The 1,804-nt window shown below is 66.0% G+C and carries 2 protein-coding genes; both read right to left on the reverse strand.

Annotated features, from left to right (window positions below):
* Positions 1 to 794, reverse strand: a 794-nt coding sequence (locus F464_RS0127600) for an IS91 family transposase (RefSeq protein ID WP_018993102.1), incomplete at its 3' end; no start/stop codon positions are given.
* A gap of 4 nt (positions 795 to 798) precedes the next feature.
* A complete protein-coding gene (locus F464_RS0127605; RefSeq protein WP_026296382.1) occupies positions 799 to 1,674 on the reverse strand; it encodes a tyrosine-type recombinase/integrase in 876 nt (291 codons plus the stop codon).
* Positions 1,675 to 1,804: the final 130 nt, after the last annotated feature.

The following is a 1,804-nucleotide window of genomic DNA, read 5'->3' on the forward strand; positions in this document are numbered from 1 at the left end:
CGATGCGTGTAACGCGACAGATAGTTGAGCACGGCTTCGGGGCCGGCGAACGGGCGCTTGGCATAAACCACCCATTCGTGGCTGCGCAGCGTGGCGAGCCAGCGCTGGAAGGAGGTGGCATCGGTCAGTGCCTGCAACTCGCCGACGCACTTTATCTGCCCGGCAGCGTGGGCCTTCGCCAGTTCTTCGAGGAAACGCCGGCGGAACAGTCGCGAGAGTACTCGTACCGGCAGGAAGAAGCCGCGTCGGCAGGCGATCCAGCGCTCGCCGTTGGGTGACAGTCCGCCGCCCGGCACGATGCCGTGCACATGTGGATGATGGGTCATCGCGGAGCCCCAGGTGTGGAGCACCAACGTCGCGCCGATGCGTGCTCCGAGGTGCTTGGGATCGGCGGCGATGGTTGTGAGCGTTTCGGCGGCAAGCTCGAAGAGCAGATCGTATAGGCGCGACTTGTTGGCATAGGCCAGCGCGGCGACCGGCGCCGGCAGCGTGAACACCACGTGGTAGTACTCGACCGGCAGCAGATCGGCCTGCCGTGCTTCGAGCCAGCGCTGGGCGGCGCGAGCCTGGCACTTCGGGCAATGACGGTTGCGGCAGGAGTTGTAGCTGATCTCGACGTGCTCGCAGGTATCGCAACGCAGCACGTGTCCCCCCAGCGCCGCGCTGCGGCACTGTTCGATCGCCGACATCACCCGCAACTGCCCGAGGCTCAGGTGTCCGCGCTGGGCGTCGCGCCAGGCGGGGCCGAAGCGGCGAAAGACGTCGGCCACCTCCAGCGAGGGGCGCGCGAGCACGCCGCTACGGCACGCGCAAACCGTCCAGCGGACTGATCACCTGGCGCAGCACGTCGTTGGCAACGTGGGTGTAGGTCACCGTGGTCTCGAGTTTCTTGTGCCCGAGCAAGGCCTGGATGACGCGGATGTCGACCTTCTGTTCGAGCAGGTGAGTCGCGAAGCAGTGTCGAAGCGTGTGCAGCGACACCCGCTTGTCGATGTCGGCAGCCAGTGCCGCCGCGTGGATGGCGCGGTTGAGCTGCCGGGTGCTGAGCGATTCGATCGGATTGAGCCCCGGGAAGAGCCAGCCGCCGTCGAGCATCTTGCCCTGTGCTCGGGCGACTCGCCACCACACCCGCAGTCGCTCCAGCAGCACCGGCGAAAGCAGCGCGTAACGGTCTTTGTGCCCCTTGCCTTGTTCGACGCGCACCGTCATGCGCTCGCTGTCGATGTCGCTCACCTTGAGTGCTACCACTTCGCTGGCGCGAAGCCCGGTCGCATAGGCCAGCGAGAATGCGGTCTGGTGCTTGAGATTGCCACAGGCCGCGATGAGGCGGCCCACTTCGGCGGGGCTGAGCACCACTGGCAGCCGTTTCGGGAGCCGCACGGGCTGCATCTTCGCCATCAGCTCGCCGCGTTCGAGCGTGACATCGAAGAAGAACTTCAGCCCGCTGATGGCGGCATTGAGCGACGTCGGCGATGTGCCGCAGTCGACCAGGTGCAACTGGTAGTTGCGCAGATCCTCGACGGTCGCGGTATCCGGCGAGCGCCCCAGATAGCGGGCGAAGTTGCACACCGCGCGGATGTACGCGGACTGCGTCTTGGGATGGAGCTTGCGCATCCGCATGTCGTCGAGCATGCGCTGGCGTAGGGGGCTGATCGGGCGGGTAGTCGTTTCCATGACGTGCTCCTGTCGAAAACGAGGCGGGTCGCCTCATCTCCAACATGGCAGAGCACTGCCGATGCACACCCCCGACGTCCTGACCGTTCGAAGCGGTTCAGCGCGCCCTACCGCGAGAGCGGTTTAGTCC

The sequence above is a fragment of the Aromatoleum toluclasticum ATCC 700605 genome, assembly GCF_000378245.1.
Taxonomy (GTDB): domain Bacteria; phylum Pseudomonadota; class Gammaproteobacteria; order Burkholderiales; family Rhodocyclaceae; genus Aromatoleum; species Aromatoleum toluclasticum.